Source organism: Brevibacillus migulae (genome assembly GCF_004521915.1).
In the GTDB taxonomy this organism is placed as follows: Bacteria; Bacillota; Bacilli; order Brevibacillales; family Brevibacillaceae; genus Brevibacillus_F; species Brevibacillus_F migulae.
The window spans coordinates 84916-101536 of the sequence record NZ_SDKD01000020.1 but is presented as its reverse complement, the minus strand read 5'-3'; the positions used below and the strand labels follow the sequence as shown (position 1 = coordinate 101536).

The window sequence follows — 16621 nt, the reverse complement described above, 5'->3', positions numbered from 1 at the left end:
GAGCTGACGAATACTAATCGGTCGAGGACTTATCCACAACACATCCTTTTAGCAAAATGCCTTGCGTATCCAGTTTTGAAGGGACAAACGACCAAACCATCCACAGGCGGATGGTTTTTTTGTTGATAAGTCAGTACGCATTAAGAGGATGAATGTGTGCTGACTTTTTTGTTGATGGCGAAAAAAACAATACTGAGTCAATAGATGACTGTTTTTGATCGAAAAATGAATGAATTTGAATGATTTTGGTTGTTTATGAAAGGTTAGTGTTGTATAATCAAAATCGAGAACGGGATAGATAGCAGTGGACATGGAAAGGAGGCACCATGTTAACTCCTGAACGTCATCAATTAATCTTGTCTTTGCTGAAGGAAAAAGAGGTTGTCAGGATTCAAGAACTCGTTGATACAACTGGTGCATCGGAATCGACTATCCGGCGTGATCTAAGTGAGTTGGAAGAGCAGCGCCTCTTAAAACGCATTCACGGTGGGGCAACAGCATTACAGAATAAAATAGAAGAACCGACCATACTTGAAAAAGCAGTCAAAAACGAGCAGCAAAAAATAGCCATTGCCAAATATGCTGCCAGCTTGGTGAAAGAACGTGACTCCATTTTCCTGGATGCCGGTACGACTACCAATCAAATGCTGCCTTATTTGCCCGGGAATATCATCGTTGTGACCAGCAGTCCTGACATCGGATTGCAGTTGATCAAAAGAAACATCAAGACCATCTTGCTTGGTGGTGAATTGAAAGCGGCTACATTGTCAGTGGTCGGCAGGGAAGCCATCAAATCGATCGGTCAATATCGTTTTGATAAATGCTTTTTGGGGATAAACGGGATTGATAAGCATCATGGTTTGACAACTCCCGATCCGGACGAGGCCTATGTAAAACAGCTGGCCCTGCAGTTCTCGGATGAACGCTATGTCTTGTGCGACTCCGAAAAGTTTTCTGGCGTGACATTTGCCAAAGTAGCTGATCTGCGAGGAATAACAGTGATCACCGATGACGGTTTGTACGAGGAAGACCAGCAAGAGTACAGCAAGCTAACAAATCTAAAAGTGGTGAAATTATGATTTACACAGTAACCCTGAATCCCTCGATCGATTACCATGTGAGTCTTTCTGCGCTGGATAAAGGAACGATCAATATCGCGCAAAAAGAGTGGAAAACGGCAGGGGGAAAAGGCATTAACGTATCCAAGGTCTTGCGCATTTTAGGAACGGATAGTACTGCACTCGGCTTTATCGGCGGGTTTACAGGCACCTTTATCCAGCAGGAATTAGAGCAGGAAGGGATCTTGCATCAATTGATTCGCGTGGAGCAGGACTCTCGCATCAATATCAAAATAAAAGCGGAGGACGAGACAGACATTACCGGACTATCTCCAGAGATTCCCGAATCTGCCTTGCAGCAATTACTCGATCAGCTTGATCAACTGCAAGGAGGAGATTACCTGGTCCTTGCGGGAAGTGTTCCGAAAAGTGTGCCGGCTGATATTTACCAGAACATCATGGAACGGCTTCGAAACAAGGGGATCCATTTGTTTTTGGACGCGAAGGGAGCGGCACTGGCAAGTGGTTTGCAGGAAAAACCTTTTCTGATCAAGCCGAATCACCATGAATTGGGTGAGCTGTTTGGTACCACGATTGAGACGATGAAGGACGCTGCGAAATATGGCCGACTTGCGTTGGAAAGCGGAGCGCAAAACGTCATTGTCTCCATGGCGGATCAAGGCGCAGTGTTTGTCAGTGAACAAGGAACTTTCGCCGCCCGTATTCCGAGCAGCAAAGCAGTCAACTCCATTGGGGCAGGTGACTCGATGGTAGCCGGCTTCTTATATGCGCATACAAAAGGCTGGAAGGCCGAGGAAGCTTTTCGTTTTGCGGTAGCGGCGGGAAGTACAACCGCATTGTCCGAAGGTTTTTGCACACAAGAAAAGATCGCTGCGTTTTTACCAAACGTTACGATAACTTCAATGGCTTAGAAGGGGGTCATTTTCATGGGAAATCAGATTCGAATCGTTGATTTGCTCAAGCTTGATACGATCCTTCTTCCTTTATCCGCTGCGACAAAGGAAGAAGCTCTGGATCGTTTGATCGAGAAATTGCATGAAGCAGGCCGTTTGCAGGATAAAGAGGAAATGAAAAAGGCGATCTGGGCACGGGAAAACCAAGGCTCCACAGGAATTGGCGAAGGGATTGCCATTCCACACGCGAAGACAGCTGCCGTCAAGATCCCCAGCATCGCATTTGGCCTATCGCATGAAGGGGTAGACTTCAACTCTCTGGATGAGCAAAAAGCACATCTGTTCTTCATGATCGCCGCGACGGAGGATGCCGACCAGGCACACTTGGAAACACTGGCGCAGCTGTCGCAAATGCTGATGGACGAGTCTTTTCGCCAAGAACTGCTGAAGGCCGAGACAAAAGAACAGGTGCTGGATATCGTTCAACGCAAAGAGCTGGAGATTCATGGTGGAAATGAAAGCGCTTCAAGTGAACCTGCACCAGCAGCCTCAACCGTCAAAGTAGTGGCGGTGACCGCATGCCCAACCGGTATTGCGCATACGTACATGGCAGCGGATGCGTTGAAGAAGAAAGCGGAAGAGCTCGGGATCACGATCAAGGTCGAGACCAATGGCTCCGGCGGTGTAAAAAACAAGCTGACGGCTGAGGACATTGCGGAAGCTACCGCTGTGATTGTAGCTGCAGACAAACAGGTGGAGATGGAGAGATTTGCAGGTAAAGTGGTGATCGAAGTGCCTGTCGCGCAAGGCATTCGCAACGCTCAAAGCTTGCTTGAACGTGCGGCGAAACAAGAAGGCAGCGTCTATGGCGCAGGAGGACAAAGCTACCAGGACAAAATTCAGGCTGCGAAAGCGGAGAACAAAAGCAAGCAAAATCCGATTTACAAGCATCTGATGAACGGCGTATCCAACATGCTACCGTTTGTTGTGGGTGGCGGGATCATTATCGCGCTCAGCTTTATGTTTGGCATCAAAGCATCCGATCCGAACGATCCGTCCTTCCACCCATTGGCAAAAGCGTTGATGGATATTGGTGGCGGAAATGCATTTGCACTCATGATTCCTGTATTGGCAGGCTTTATTGCGAAAAGTATTGCGGACCGTCCGGGTTTTGCGCCAGGGATGGTGGGCGGTATGCTGGCGGCATCGTCCGGGGCCGGATTTTTAGGCGGGCTGATTGCCGGATTCTTGGCTGGCTATATCGTGGTTGGCTTGAAAAAGCTTTTTGCAGGTTTGCCTGAGACGTTGGAAGGGATCAAACCGATGCTGCTCTACCCGCTGTTCGGGATCTTGTTTACCGGCTTTATCATGATTTATGTGGTATCCGATCCGGTCGCAGCAGCGAATGCAGCACTGAGTGACTGGCTAAAAAACATGGGCCAGGGCAATGCGATCATTCTGGGAATTGTGTTGGGAGCGATGATGGCGTTTGACATGGGCGGTCCTGTAAACAAAGCAGCCTTTACGTTTGGGATCGCGATGATTGCAGACGGTAACTACGGTCCACATGCGGCGATTATGGCGGCGGGTATGACGCCTCCATTAGGCTTGGCACTGGCCACGACTTTGTTTAAGAAGAAGTTTACCGAGGAAGAGCGTCAAGCCGGGAAGACGGCTTATGTGCTGGGCGCATCGTTTATTACCGAGGGTGCCATTCCTTTTGCAGCAGCCGATCCGACACGGGTGATTCCGTCCATTATGGTGGGTTCTGCGGTGGCTGGCGGTTTGTCGATGGCCTTCGGAGTTACCTTGCCCGCGCCTCACGGGGGACTGTTCGTATTGCCGGTGGTAGGGAATGTCGGCATGTATATTGTGTCCATTCTCATCGGTACCGCGGTGACGGCGTTGATGATTAAAGTGTTGAAAAAAGATATAGCGAATTAAAGGTTTATGTACGAAGCCGCCAGCGATGGAAGATCGTTGGCGGTTTTTTTGTCTTGCTAGGAAAAATGTTACAGGTAAAAATAAATTTGGCTTTTCTGTAATGGATCCTCTCAAACCAAGGTATAAGAAGTGAATGAAAAAAAGGGAGAAGGAGGAACAAGCATGGAAGAAGATCAGGAGTGGATCAGCCTCGTGTTGCAAGGGGATACGCAGGCATATACGCACATCATCAACAAATACAAAAACAAAGTATACGCCCTTCTGTTGCGGATGGTGAACCGGCCGGAGGATGCTAAGGATTTGACGCAAGAATGTTTTATCAGGGCCTACAACTATTTCAAAGCTACAGCCCGACACACGCCTTTTCCACCTGGCTTTGCCGGATCGCGATTAATCTGTGCATAGACGCGCAGCGGAAGCAAAAACGGATGATTGAAAACCTCCAAGAGAGTGTGGATGACGGTGTACGTTTTGAAGAACGGAGCCCGGAAACGATTTATTTGAGAAAGGAAAGTGAAAGGGAGCTGCACCATCTGATCGATGAGTTGCCCGAGTCGTATCGCCTGGTCTTGCTGCTGAGATACGTCCATGACCTCAGCTGTCAGGAGATTGGGGAAATGCTGAATTTGCCGACGAATACCGTGCAGGTGCGTCTGTATCGTGCACGGGTAAAGCTGCGGGAATGCTATCAGGCTACTATGGAAAGGGGGGCGGTCCGATGAGATGCCACGATTGTCAAAAACAACTGCTGGCGTATCTGGATGGCGAAGTCACATCTGCGCAAAAAATGGAACTGGAAACACATTTGTTAACATGTGCTCGTTGTGCGGAAGCGTTAGCGTTGCTCGAGGAGGAAACCGTGATGCTGAAGAAGGTGTTGAATGCCCCCGCACTCGCTGAGGATTTTGCTGACCAATTGGTGAAGCAACTAACCCCCTATCAACCTGCGGCACAATCACCATTGGCACAAGCTGAGGCCGGTATGCCGCCAGCTGCACACTCATTCCCTCAGACAGGACGAAGATTGCCCAAAAGCCGGCAGCGTATGCGCACGATCGCCCTATCGCTTGTGCTCGGATTGTGCTTTTCCATGGCACTGGGCATGTATCTGTCTCCAACATTTGCTGCCTATATTTCATCCTTCATTAGCCGCATCGGCGGAGAGGAAGGCTTGAAAAAGGCAGCCGAGCAGGGATATTCTACACCGATCAATAAGGCTGTCACGTCCAACGGGGTAACGTTTCGGATAAAGGACATCATTGCCGATACCAATCGTTTGGTGGTGTCCTATACACTGGAGGATTCGCATGGCAAGATCTTGCCTAATTTGTTCATCCCTTATTGGGAAGACAATAAGGTCAACATCATGGATAAAAACGGAAACATAATCGATGAAGGAGTCAGTTTTCAGCAAGGAGCTGGCTATGCAGACTTCATGTTCACGCTGCAAAATCCGCCGGATGATGTGATCGTCCACTTTGATATTCGCAAATACGGGTCCAAAGAAGGCAGTCCCGTCAACTGGAAGATGGATATTCCCGTGAACTTGACGAAGAGTCTGGCGGCAAGCAAGACAGAGCAAATGGAAAAGAGCTATAAATCCCCGGCAGGCTATGACTTTGTACTGAACAAAGTGACGTATTCACCGAGCGCGGTCCGCTTGGATATTACGTCAGAACGGACGAAAAAAGAAATGGAAAGAATCCGTTCGATGGCGTCCACACTGCAAATGAAAGAACAAGACATCGGACTTCTCGGGGAAATGCAATTCTCTTTCCGGATCGTGGATCAAAAAGGGCGTACCGTCGCCGATTCCCAGAGAGGGCCAATCGATCAAAATCGCTTGATCTATTTTAATCCGGTAAAGTCTACCGAAGAAGGGAAAGGGCTTTATTTAGCGGCGTATGTACCCGGGCCCGAATCAGAAAAATTGACCTTCATCCTGGATTCGGTGAAGGTAAGGGATCGAGCAAACTTTTTCATGGAATTGGATCCAAAGCAGCTTGAAAAAGGGCCGATTACCAAGGAGTATCCGGAGTTGGGCAGAAGTTATACGCTGAAAGGAATGAAAAAAGGGACGGATCCGGAAACCAATGAGCCCGCATGGGAGATTGAACTGGAAGGGATCACGCCAGAGGACGACGACGATTTTCCCCATTATTGGAACCTCTATGATGCAAAGGGGAACCATTACGAGGTGAAGTCTGATTATTCACGTTCGGAATTGGGGGGGAAAATAGGTGAAAAGCATCACCTAAAGCAGGTTCTCATCATCAAGGATCTGACTGAGGTGAATGGTCCACTGAAGCTTGATCTGCAAACGTATTGGAAAGAAATCGACAACCTCGGCTGGGAGGTACCGATTCCTCAGGCAAAAGAATAAAAGAGAATTGACACTCCACCCCGGATGCGAAATGATCGAAGGGAGGAGGGGAAAGCATGGGAACCTTGTATGCGATAGGAGAAGTATTGATCGATTTTATTCCGCTGCAAAAAGGGGCGGCGTTGAAAGATGTGTTCTCGTTTGAACGGGCGCCCGGGGGTGCTCCCGCCAATGTAGCGGCAACCGTCGCCAAGCTTGGGGGGCAGGCTTCGATGATCACGAAGCTGGGCCAGGACGCTTTCGGTGACTTTCTGCTAGAACAGCTGCAGCAGGCCGGGGTCGCGACGGATCAGATCAAAAGAACCGCAGAAGCGAAGACAGGCCTTGCCTTTGTATCCTTAAAGGAAGACGGGGAGAGAGATTTCTCCTTCTACCGGCAGCCTTCTGCTGATTTGCTGCTGACGGAAGAAGAGATTGAGGCGCATTGGTTTTCCCAGGGCGACATCCTCCACTTTTGCTCCGTCGATTTGGTGGAAAGCCCGATGAAGCATGCGCATCGCAAGGCGATCCAATTGGCAAAAGCCGGCGGTGCGATCATCAGCTTCGACCCGAATGTGCGCTTGCCGCTGTGGGAGCGTCCGCTCGATTGCAAGAAGGCGATTCTCGAATTTTTGCCGATGGCTCATCTCGTCAAGGTGTCGGACGAAGAACTGCCTTTTCTCACGGGTGTAACCGATGCTGAAGAAGCGATTCATACGTTGTTTACAGGCGATGTGAAAGCGGTGCTCTATACAAAGGGAGGAGCGGGAGCGGACCTTTTTGTGAAAGGTAAGGCCTTTTCCTCGCCGGGATACCAGGTAGGCGTGCAGGATACGACGGGGGCGGGGGATGCGTTTATCGGGGCGGTGCTTTACCAGCTGCTCGAGAGACAGGCCGATCAGCAAACGCTGGCAGAGACCCTGATTCAGGAGCATGCGCAAATTCTTTCGTTTGCGAATGCATGCGGCGCGATCACCACGACGGGTAAGGGAGCGATGAGCGCTTTGCCTGGCAAGGCTGAGGTGATCCGGTTGATGACAACGGAATAAAAGCATACAAGCCACTGTCTTCACGAAGTGGCTTGTTCTTGTTAACCGGTTTACCGTTGGAAGAATTCCACCCATTCTCCGTCCGGACCATAAATGAAGAAGTAGCGATACCCGTTTGGCAGGGTGACGATCTCTTTGTCCACGAACAGGGCACCGAGCTTGCTGACGCGTTCATATTCTTCCTCGAGGTTATCGACATGCACAGCGAAATGATGGACTTTCCCCTCGGAAGGCAGATTGTCGTTATACCCATGGATGATCTCCAGCTCGGTTTCATCGGAATTGCCAAATCCAAGAAAAGCTAACTGAAATACGCCATTGGTGTGGGTGATTTTCCCTTTCAGCTCGAAGCCCACCATTGTCTGGTAAAAGGCGATGCTCTTTTCAAAATCCTTCACAACCATTCCTACATGATCGATCCGCTTCTTTGCCATTTCCCTGCCAACCCCATTTCGTATTTGGATAATGATACTATAATAAAATCACTCCCTTCCAAGTTGTCAAGATTGCTGTATCAAGGGGAGGGCCTCGCGAAGCGTATGCTTTATGTTTCAGTAAAAAAGGTTGACAGCGGTGGCTGGAAGGTGTTTAATTCCTAGTAAACAGGTATGTTTTATGGAGAGTCGCACGAAAAAAAGTGCAAAAATTAACACGATTTTTTTCGTGCAAACTAGTAAGATATAGCTAAAGGTAAAGGCAGAAAGGCGGAATGAAGGAAAATGGCAGAAATTCGTATTCGCAAAACCGATGAACGTATTTCCGGACAGGAAAACGTAAAAGAATTTTTAGAGAAATATGGTGTATTGTATGAGCATTGGGATGCCAACAAGCTTCCGGAAGAGCTGAAAGATAAGTTTATCCTCTCCGATGAGGAAAAAAATACGATCCTGGCAACCTATGATGCCGAAATCCGTGATCTGGCAGAACGCCGCGGCTACCGTACCTGGGACATCGTAGCTCTGTCCGAAAGCACGCCAAATATCGAAGAACTGTTGAAAAAATTCGAGCAGGTGCACACACATACCGAAGATGAAGTGCGTGCGATCACCGCTGGTAACGGCATCTTCATCATTAAAGGCGATGATGAGGTGGGTTATTTCGACGTCGAGCTGGAAGCGGGAGATGTGATCTCGGTTCCCGAGAACAATCCACACTTCTTCACGCTGATGGAAAACAAGAAAGTGGTAGCGGTTCGTCTGTTCATTGAGACAGAAGGATGGATCGCGCATCCGTACGAAGATCCTGCCTTTCAAAAATAAGTAGGTTGAAAAGTGAAGGCTCCCTTGTAGGTCGCTACAAGGGAGCCTTTCTTATCCACGAAGAAAGCCCTAAGAGAGCACTTGCTCAATCCGTTCCAGGGCCCAATCCAGCTCTTCTTTTGTAATCACGAGCGGTGGCGCGAGGCGGATGGTGGTATCATGTGTCTCCTTGCACAGAAGCCCGAGCTCTTTCAGGCGCTCACAATAAGGGCGAGCTTGCTCGGTCAGCTCGATGCCGATAAACAAACCGCGGCCGCGAATCTCACGGATGCTCGGATGAGTTAGCTGCTGAAGACGCTCTTTCAAATAAGCCCCCAATTCAAACGAACGTTTGACCAAATCCTCTTCTTCGATGACATTGAGTGCTGCGGTCGCTACTGCGCATGCCAGCGGATTGCCGCCAAAGGTGGAACCATGGGACCCCGGCTCAAACACACCGAGAACTTCCTTATTTGCGGCTACTGCAGAGATCGGTAAGACGCCGCCGCCCAATGCTTTTCCCATGATGTACACATCAGGCGTGACATCCTCCCATTCGCAGGCGAACATTTTCCCGGTGCGCCCAAAGCCGGTCTGAATCTCATCGGCGATCAACAGCACATTGTGCTGGCTGCACAGCTCCCGCGCTTCACGCAGGAAGCCTTCGGAAGGGATGATGATGCCTGCTTCCCCCTGGATCGGTTCGACAAGGAAGGCAGCGGTATGAGGCGTGATGGCTTGGCGCAGCGCTTCGATGTCTCCGTACGGAATGGCGGTAAAACCTGGCGTGAACGGGCCAAAGCCGCGGCGGTACTCCTCGCTCGTCGAGAAGGAGGTAACGGTGATCGTGCGTCCGTGAAAATTGCCTTCACATACGATGATATCCGCCATGTTTTCCGGCACCTTTTTGACATCATAGGCCCAGCGGCGTGCAGCCTTGATGGCGGTCTCTACCGCCTCTGCGCCGGTGTTCATCGGCAAGATCATTTCTTTACCGGTCACCTGCGCGAGCTTCTCATAAAAACGGCCCAGCTGATCATTGTGAAAGGCGCGGGAGGTAAGGGTCACTTTGCCGGCCTGTTCGATTAACGCTCGGATGATCGCGGGATGGCGATGGCCTTGATTCAATGCCGAGTAGGCGCTGAGCATATCCATATAACGATTGCCTTCGGGGTCTTCCACCCATACGCCCTCCGCTTTGGAGATCACGATCGGGAGCGGAAGGTAATTGGTGGCACCGTATTTTTCGGTCTGTTCAATGATGGAATGCGTATGTGCAGTCATAGAAACCTCCTGGATGAGTATTCGAAAAAAGAAGATGCAAGGAGCGTGCCAGCAAGAGGGGAACGCATGGATCGGATGGTCGGCCGTGCTAGCAAAAAGTAAGCGCAAAAACTTTTGGCGATTGCGCAAAAGAATTATGCTATAATGCAAAAAAACTTGCCTGAGGGTGTTGAAAGCAAATGGACCGCGGAGCAGCACAGCCAGACGTACTGATGAATCATGTATTTTCGTTTTTAGTCGATCATGTATCCATAGGCATTCATGTCGTTGACCGGACCGGAAAAACGGTCATTTACAACCGGAAAATGTCCGAGATCGAATCGATGCCGATCGAAGAAGTGTTGCACAAAAATATGACCCAACTGTTTGCCTTTTCACAGGAGCAGGAAAGCACGCTGCTGCTGGCGCTCTCCGAAGGAAAAACGACGACGGATGTGAAGCAAAGCTATTTTAATAAGCATGGCAAGCAGATCACCACAGTGAACTCCACTTATCCACTGTATGACAATGGGGAGATCATCGGTGCGATTGAGATCGCCACGGACGTGACCCAGCTGGAAAAAGTAAAAAGCGAGAATGCCAAAACCAAAGAGCCGAAACGCCATACTTTTCAAGATATCGTAGGGGAAAGCCCAGCGATCAAAGAGACGATCGAGATTGCCCGGCGTGCGGCCCGTACGAGCTCATCCATTCTCATCATCGGAGAAACGGGTACGGGAAAAGAAATGTTTGCGCAAAGCATCCATTACGAAAGCGAGCGTGCCGCCAAGCCCTTTCTCTCGCAAAACTGTGCGGCGCTGCCCGAGCATTTGGTGGAAGGCATTTTATTCGGTACGAAGCGCGGGGCATTTACGGGAGCAGTCGATCGTCCGGGATTGTTTGAATTGGCCGATGGAGGAACGCTTTTTTTGGATGAGTTGGACTCGTTAAGCCTGACCCTGCAAGCCAAGCTCCTGCGTGTGATCCAGGAGAAGACGGTGCGTCGGATTGGGGACACCAAGGACCAGCGATTTGATGTACGCTTGCTGGCGACGATCAGCATGGACCCGATTGAAGCGATTGCCAGCTATCTGCTGCGCAAGGATTTGTACTACCGATTGGGCGTGGTGAATTTGTTTATCCCGCCGCTGCGTGAACGTGCAGAGGATATTCCGGTACTGCTCCAGCATTTCATCGGGGTGTACAACCAGCTGTTTGGCATGAAAGTGACTGGGATGGAGGAATCGCTTCTCCAGCAGCTGCTTGGCTACGAATGGCCGGGGAATGTAAGGGAGCTGCAGCATGTCGTCGAGGGAGCCATGAATTTGATCGTACATGAGACGTTGATATCAGCGAAGCACATCCCTGCGCATGTGAAGCGGCATGCCCAGCGGGTGGGCGGCAGGGAGCAGCGCGACATCCCGGACCGAGCAGCTCAGCCCACATCCGTGCTGGCGGAAATCAGGAGCTCGTATCAGCAGCATGAACGCGAACAGATGGAGGAGGTCCTGCGCAAGACGGGATACCATATCACCAGGGCTGCAGAGCTGCTTGGCATGAGCAGGCAGAGTCTGCAGTACCGGATGAAAAAGTACGGCATTGAAAAGAAAAAATGACCCCGCGATGAGGGCAGAGTCATTCAAGCTTGATAACCCATCCTGGAGTCGGCAAAAATAAGCAGAGCGCTTTGTTGCTCATCATAGGACACGTCTCCGTCTTTGGAGTAATACCACCATTTGTGGACAGGCAGATCGTCATGCGTCTCCACCACAAACAGATTGAGCTCCATGCGGTTTTCCAAAATGTCCGCAATGATTTGTTGATCGGTGAGGTGGATGGTGAACAGCCAGCCTCCGGAGCGTTCTTCTATCGTAAACGGCACGGGAGTTTTGGTGGTTTCCAAAAAGGGTCTGCTGCCGACCATATGCTTGATGAGCAGATCGAGGCGTGTAGGCATGGGAGTTCCTCCTTCGTATGTTCCTTGACAAAAGTAACTATAGCACAGTATGATACTTACGAAAAGTAAGTTTAAATAAGGCACCTACCTTACGCACCTAATGGAGGCGGAGTCATGATACAAGTATATCCAGCAGAATCGCGGTTTACAGCTGATCACGGTTGGCTGAAAAGCAATTTTAGTTTTTCGTTCGGCGAGTTTTATGATCCGCAAAATGTCAGCTTTGGTCCGCTCCGTGTGTTTAATGATGATGTTGTCCAACCGTTGAAAGGGTTTGGCGCTCATCCTCACCGCGACATGGAGATTGTTTCTGTCGTCTTGAAGGGCGAGATCAAGCATGAGGACAGCACCGGCAATTCGGAAATCTTGCGGCCCGGAGAAGTGCAGCGGATGACAGCAGGAACAGGCATCATACACTCGGAGTACAATTCCTCTGCCACGGAGGAGCTTAATTTTCTCCAGCTGTGGTTCATGCCGGCCGAGCGGGGGCTTGCACCATCGTATGAGCAAAAGAAGTACGATCAAGAGGCCATGAAGAATCAGCTGCTGACCGTGATTTCCGGTGCCCCGCAATCCGATCGCGAGGTGTTTATCCACCAGGATCTGACGCTGTATCTGTCTGACCTCGATGCGGGGAAATCGATTACCTTTACGCAAAAAGAGGATCGCAGAATCTACCTGTTTGTCATCGAGGGGGAGGTTGCCCTGAATCAGGAGACTTCTCTCAAGAAGCGGGATGCTGCGAGGATCACCGATGTGACAGAGCTGACGATTGCGACAACTGTTGGCGCTTCAATCATGTTAATCGATTTGCCGTAATAAGCTTTTGAGGTGGTTGGGTATGGACCTGATCGCCTCTTTCTTTTTTCAGAGGGAGGAGGAAAAACGGAAAAACGTACCGAAGTTCCAAGGGAGATAGAGAATCATTAGGTTTACCGGAGAGGAGCTAGCCGAGTTGAGCAAATATTGGAACCCTTTTGTAAATGAGCTTGATCCATATGTACCGGGAGAACAGCCCAAGGACAAACGCTATATCAAACTAAATACAAATGAAAATCCGTTTCCGCCATCGCCGCTGGTCCTGCAAGCGATCCAGCAGGCTGCCAACGGAGACCTGCGCTTATACCCGGATCCGAATGCCGACGAGCTGCGCGCGAAGATCGCAGAAGTCCATCAGGTCAAAGCGGGGCAGGTGTTCGTCGGGAATGGCTCGGATGAGATTCTCGGATTTGCCTTCCAAGCTTTTTTTGATCCGGCGAAGCCGATCCTCTTCCCGGATATCACCTATAGCTTTTATAAAGTGTACGCCAAAATGTTTCGCGTCCCGTATCAGTTGGTGCCGCTGCAGGACGATTTCCAGATGTCGATCGAGCCGTTTTCGCAAGACAATGGCGGGATCATCTTCCCGAATCCGAACGCGCCGACAGGAAAAGCGCTAGCGGCGGATGATATCAAACAATTGCTCGACATGCATCCGGACCGCATCGTCATCATTGATGAAGCCTATATCGATTTCGGCGGAGAGTCCATGATCCCGTATGTGCAGGAATACCCCAATCTGCTGGTGATCCAGACGCTGTCCAAATCCCGGTCGCTGGCTGGTCTGCGCGTCGGGTTTGCGATCGGCAGCGAGGAATTGATCGAGGGCTTGCAGCGGGTGAAAAATTGCTTCAATTCCTACACGCTTGATCGGTTAGCGCTTGTCGGGGCGGTTGCTGCGTTTACCGATGAAGCCTATTTCGAGCAGACGAGAAATGCGATCATACAGACCCGCACCCGTGTGACGGAAGCGCTGCAGACAATCGGCTTCGGAGTCGTCGAATCCAGCGCCAATTTCATCTTCATCACACATCCGGAGCATCCGGCGAGCAGCCTGTTCGCCCAGCTGAAGGAGGCCGGCGTACTGGTACGCTACTTTAACCAGCCGCGGATTGATAACTATCTGCGGGTCACCATCGGCCTGGATGAAGAGATGGACCAGTTTTTGCGGATTGTCCGCGACATATGTGAAAACGCCAGAAAGGGTGAAACTGATGATATCTGATTACCTGCAGCGTAAAGTGGAGCAAGGCTCCTGGATTCGCAAGCTGTTTGAAGAAGGGATCAAATTGAAGAAGCAGTATGGCGAAGACGAGGTGTTTGACTTCTCGCTCGGCAATCCGATTGTCGATCCGCCGCAGGAGCTGCATGATATTTTGATCGATATCTTGCAGAGTCCGGCACCAGGGCTGCACCGTTATATCGAGAATCAAGGGCTGCCGGAAACGCGCCAAAAAGTGGCGGAGTTTTTAACCGGGCGTTTTGGCAAAACGTTCTCTGCATCCACAGTGGTCATGACCGTCGGAGCAGGCGGCGGGATGAATGTAGTGATGAAAAGCATCCTGAATCCGGGAGACGAGGTCATTCTCTTGACGCCGTATTTCGTGGAGTACGATTACTATGTGGAGAATCACGGGGGCAAGGCTGTCCATTGCGAGCTGGACGAGGTCTTCCAGATCGATGCGGAAAAGGTGGAGGCTTGTCTTACTCCGAAGACGAAAGCGATCATCCTCAACTCGCCGCATAATCCGACGGGAACCGTGCTGACGCAAGCGAGCGTGGATGCATTGGGTGCGCTTCTGGCGAAAAAAGAAGCGGAATACGGGCATGCGATATATCTGTGCTACGATGATCCATACGGACAGCTCGTGTATGATGTCGTGCCGCCAAATCCGTGCAAATCCTACAGGCACACGATTGTCGTCAGCTCTTTCAGTAAAGACTTAGGGATCGCAGGCGAGCGGCTTGGCTATATCGGCGTGCCGGCAGACATGGAGCTGGCCGATACGCTGACCAAAGCGTTCGTGTTTTCCAATCGCATTTTGGGCTTTGTCAATGCGCCGTCGTTTATGCAGCGTGCCATCGCCCGCATGGAGTCACTGACGGTAGAGCCGACCGAGTACCGCAAGCGCCGGGATGCGATGGCAGAGATTTTGCGGGAAGCGGGCTTCTCCTTTGTCTCGCCGGATGGAGGTATCTTCATCTTCCCAAAAACACCGATCGAAGACGATGTGGAGTTTTGCCAGATCGCGGCAGAGAAACACCGCATCCTCATCGTGCCGGGCAGCGGATTTGGCAGAAAGGGTTACTTCCGCTTGTCCTACAGCGTGCCATTTGAACAAATTGAGCGTTCACGCGATCGATTCAAGGCATTGTACGAATCGTTCACCAAATAGATAAAAGGGAAAGCCCCTCGGGATGCACCCGGTCGTATCGACCAACGTGCACTGAGGGGCTTTTCGATTTAATAAGGGTCTGCCTCGTGACCCATCCGTTCTGCTTTATTGACGGCCTTGTCGGCAGCTGAAGCGGCGTTCGCCTGAGCGAGTCCTTCAGCGACTCTGCGGCCGTAGTCAGGATCGGCCTTGGTGAAATGATCGATCATGCGATCCTGAATATCTTTGCGGCATACCTTCAAGGCATTGACCAGATTGGAAATGAGTTCTTCCCGTTCCCACTCCTCGAAGCTGCGGTAAGTTTCGCCAGCTTGGGCAAAATCGTTGGTGCGGTCGATTTTTTGTCGCACCAGCTTTGCATTGTAGGCAGGTTGATGTTCTTTTCCGGATTCGGCAGCCTCCTTCAATCCGCCGAGGGAGGACGGCTCGTAGTTCACATGCGGATTTTGCCCGGGAGCCTGATCCACAAAGTAAGTCATTTGTCCATCTCGCTGGTTGGTCGCCACGTGCTTTTTCGGCGCATTGATCGGGAGTTGCAGATAGTTGGTCCCTACCCGATAGCGCTGTGTGTCGGAATAGGAGAACGTCCGGCCCTGCAACAGCTTGTCATCGGAGAAATCAAGGCCGTCGACCAGGACGCCGGTGCCAAAAGCAGCCTGCTCCACTTCCGCAAAGTAATTGTCCGGGTTTTTGTTCAGCACCATTTTTCCGACTGGGAGAAACGGAAACTTGTCCGTAGGCCACAGCTTGGTTGGATCAAGCGGGTCAAAGTCAAGCTCGGGATGCTCATCGTCGCTCATGATCTGCACACAGAATTCCCACTCCGGATAATCGCCGCGCTCGATCGCTTCGTAGAGGTCCTGGGTAGCATGACTATAGTTGACTTTCTGAATCTCATCCGCCTCAGATTGCTTCAGGTTTTTGATCCCTTGCTTGAGCGGTTCGAAATGGTATTTGACCAAAACCGCTTGTCCTTCCTGATTCACCCACTTGTATGTATTGACGCCGGAGCCTTGCATTTGCCGATAGTTGGCGGGAATCCCCCATGGGGAAAAGACAAAGGTGACCATATGGGTGGCCTCGGGAGAAAGGGACAGGAAGTCAAACATGCGCTCCGGATCATTCAGGTTGGTGACAGGGTCAGGGCGGAAGGAGTGCACCATGTCTGGAAATTTGAGCGGGTCGCGAATGAAAAAGATCTTCAGATTGTTGCCGACCAGATCCCAGTTGCCATCCTCCGTATAAAACTTCACGGCAAAACCTCGGGGGTCACGCAAGGTTTCCGGTGAGTGGCCGCCATGGACAACGGTGGAGAAGCGGACAAAGACAGGGGTTCGTTTTCCGGGCTCTTGAAACAGCTTGGCACGGGTATATTTCGCGATAGGCTCATCCCCTACCTTGCCGTAGGCTTCGAAATAGCCATGGGCGCCTGCACCCCGCGCATGGACGACACGCTCCGGGATGCGTTCACGGTCGAAGTGAGTGATCTTCTCCAGGAAGTGGTAATTCTCCAGCGTTGTCGGCCCCCGGTTGCCGACCGTCCGTACATTTTGGTTATCCGAGATGGGATGGCCCTGCCGGTTGGTCAGTGTGGTTTCCGTTTCCCCATCGCCCATGCGTC

General features: G+C 50.9%; 16 protein-coding genes. 12 read left to right on the top strand and 4 right to left on the bottom strand.

The window, feature by feature from the left end; genetic code table 11:
* The first annotated feature begins 326 nt into the window (after window positions 1–326).
* The 7 genes from EIZ37_RS20215 (at window position 327) to EIZ37_RS20190 (ending at window position 7327) form a co-directional block, all read left to right on the top strand.
* The gene (locus EIZ37_RS20215; protein ID WP_134686574.1) at window positions 327–1079 is read left to right on the top strand and encodes a DeoR/GlpR family DNA-binding transcription regulator; all 753 of its coding nucleotides are present in this window, start codon (window positions 327–329) and stop codon (window positions 1077–1079) included.
* Window positions 1076–1990: a 1-phosphofructokinase gene (gene pfkB / locus EIZ37_RS20210; protein ID WP_134686573.1), complete on the top strand. Its 915-nt coding sequence runs from the start codon at window positions 1076–1078 to the stop codon at window positions 1988–1990. The genes EIZ37_RS20215 and pfkB overlap by 4 nt, the downstream gene beginning before the upstream one ends.
* Before the next feature lie 15 nt (window positions 1991–2005).
* Complete coding sequence (locus EIZ37_RS20205; RefSeq protein WP_134686572.1) at window positions 2006–3916, top strand: PTS fructose transporter subunit IIABC; 1911 nt, start codon at window positions 2006–2008, stop codon at window positions 3914–3916.
* A 162-nt stretch (window positions 3917–4078) separates the two neighbouring features.
* Complete coding sequence (locus EIZ37_RS26465; protein WP_235828128.1) at window positions 4079–4321, top strand: RNA polymerase sigma factor; 243 nt, start codon at window positions 4079–4081, stop codon at window positions 4319–4321.
* A complete protein-coding gene (locus tag EIZ37_RS20200) occupies window positions 4228–4638 on the top strand; it encodes an RNA polymerase sigma factor (RefSeq protein WP_235828124.1) in 411 nt (136 codons plus the stop codon). Before EIZ37_RS26465 ends, EIZ37_RS20200 begins: the two co-directional genes overlap by 94 nt.
* On the top strand, window positions 4635–6299 hold the full coding sequence (locus tag EIZ37_RS20195; protein ID WP_167569050.1) for a DUF4179 domain-containing protein: 1665 nt from the start codon (window positions 4635–4637) through the stop codon (window positions 6297–6299). The genes EIZ37_RS20200 and EIZ37_RS20195 overlap by 4 nt, the downstream gene beginning before the upstream one ends.
* Window positions 6300–6355: 56 nt before the next feature.
* A complete protein-coding gene (locus EIZ37_RS20190; RefSeq protein ID WP_134686570.1) occupies window positions 6356–7327 on the top strand; it encodes a carbohydrate kinase family protein in 972 nt (323 codons plus the stop codon).
* 50 nt (window positions 7328–7377) lie between these two features.
* On the opposite strand, the gene EIZ37_RS20185 is transcribed toward EIZ37_RS20190, so the two are convergent.
* Window positions 7378–7761 (bottom strand): VOC family protein, encoded by a 384-nt coding sequence (locus EIZ37_RS20185; RefSeq protein ID WP_134686569.1) that lies wholly within the window; start codon window positions 7759–7761, stop codon window positions 7378–7380.
* A gap of 285 nt (window positions 7762–8046) precedes the next feature.
* On the opposite strand from EIZ37_RS20185, the gene EIZ37_RS20180 reads away from it, so the two are divergent.
* Complete coding sequence (locus tag EIZ37_RS20180) at window positions 8047–8586, top strand: 1,2-dihydroxy-3-keto-5-methylthiopentene dioxygenase (RefSeq protein ID WP_134686568.1); 540 nt, start codon at window positions 8047–8049, stop codon at window positions 8584–8586.
* Window positions 8587–8655: 69 nt separating this feature from the next.
* On the opposite strand, the gene EIZ37_RS20175 is transcribed toward EIZ37_RS20180, so the two are convergent.
* Window positions 8656–9849: an ornithine--oxo-acid transaminase gene (locus EIZ37_RS20175; RefSeq protein ID WP_134686567.1), complete on the bottom strand. Its 1194-nt coding sequence runs from the start codon at window positions 9847–9849 to the stop codon at window positions 8656–8658.
* A gap of 179 nt (window positions 9850–10028) precedes the next feature.
* On the opposite strand from EIZ37_RS20175, the gene EIZ37_RS20170 reads away from it, so the two are divergent.
* Window positions 10029–11444: a sigma-54 interaction domain-containing protein gene (locus tag EIZ37_RS20170; RefSeq protein WP_235828122.1), complete on the top strand. Its 1416-nt coding sequence runs from the start codon at window positions 10029–10031 to the stop codon at window positions 11442–11444.
* Window positions 11445–11467: 23 nt separating this feature from the next.
* Here EIZ37_RS20170 and EIZ37_RS20165 read toward each other — a convergent pair whose 3' ends face one another.
* Window positions 11468–11785 (bottom strand): hypothetical protein, encoded by a 318-nt coding sequence (locus EIZ37_RS20165; protein ID WP_134686566.1) that lies wholly within the window; start codon window positions 11783–11785, stop codon window positions 11468–11470.
* Window positions 11786–11899: 114 nt separating this feature from the next.
* On the opposite strand from EIZ37_RS20165, the gene EIZ37_RS20160 reads away from it, so the two are divergent.
* The 3 genes from EIZ37_RS20160 (at window position 11900) to EIZ37_RS20150 (ending at window position 15000) form a co-directional block, all read left to right on the top strand.
* Window positions 11900–12604, top strand: a complete 705-nt coding sequence (locus EIZ37_RS20160; RefSeq protein ID WP_134686565.1) for a pirin family protein — start codon at window positions 11900–11902, stop codon at window positions 12602–12604.
* Between the two features lie 136 nt (window positions 12605–12740).
* Complete coding sequence (gene hisC / locus EIZ37_RS20155; protein ID WP_134686564.1) at window positions 12741–13829, top strand: histidinol-phosphate transaminase; 1089 nt, start codon at window positions 12741–12743, stop codon at window positions 13827–13829.
* Window positions 13810–15000, top strand: coding sequence for a pyridoxal phosphate-dependent aminotransferase (locus EIZ37_RS20150; protein WP_134686563.1), 1191 nt, complete (start codon window positions 13810–13812; stop codon window positions 14998–15000). The genes hisC and EIZ37_RS20150 overlap by 20 nt, the downstream gene beginning before the upstream one ends.
* Window positions 15001–15068: 68 nt before the next feature.
* Here EIZ37_RS20150 and EIZ37_RS20145 read toward each other — a convergent pair whose 3' ends face one another.
* Window positions 15069–16616: a catalase gene (locus EIZ37_RS20145; protein ID WP_235828126.1), complete on the bottom strand. Its 1548-nt coding sequence runs from the start codon at window positions 16614–16616 to the stop codon at window positions 15069–15071.
* Between the last annotated feature and the right edge of the window lie 5 nt (window positions 16617–16621).